Source organism: Haemophilus sp. SZY H56 (assembly GCF_054332415.1).
Genome location: NZ_JBTGNX010000050.1, coordinates 1 through 564, shown reverse-complemented (window position 1 = coordinate 564; position 564 = coordinate 1). Strand labels below are relative to the sequence as shown.

Annotated in this window: 1 protein-coding gene; it reads right to left on the bottom strand. The window is 43.3% G+C overall.

Translation table 11 applies throughout. The features are described from left to right. Positions 1–322: 322 nt before the first annotated feature. Positions 323–564, bottom strand: a 242-nt coding sequence (locus tag ACXVWP_RS11130; RefSeq protein WP_458473413.1) for a hypothetical protein, incomplete at its 5' end; no start/stop codon positions are given.

Sequence of the window (564 nt, the reverse complement as noted above, 5' to 3'; positions counted from 1 at the left end):
GACACACTCTTGAGCAAAACATGGATGAGTTTGTCAACTCCCAAATTCTACAGAGTGAAGGTCCTGGATCTACAAGAACATGCACACTGAGCAAGATACTGTCAGCGTCCATAATTAACGCTTCACTTCAAACTGTTGGACGAACAAATGACATGAGTGACACCATATCAAGAGGCATAAACAAGAAGGAATGATGGAAGCCATCGTAGCCAGAATAGGAGGTCATGAAGTCCCCACAGACTACTTGATACTTGACATGAGAAGACGATGATGTCCACCTCATCCTAGGAAGACCATTCCTCTACGCTACAAGTGCAATCATCTACAAGAGGAAATCCATTTTCACTTTCCTGGAGAAAAGGCACGATGCAACTTCATCAACTACATACCCAATGAAGCACCCAAGAAGAACAGAAGTGAAAGACGCTGCTCTCAAAGCCAAAGAAGACAAACTATCAAGAATAGAGAGGCCAATCACGAAGAAGAAGCTATCGACACTGTCCCAGAAAAAAAAGAGAGAAACCTCAAGACAGTGAACCACAGGAAGTGAAAACTCAGACCAAG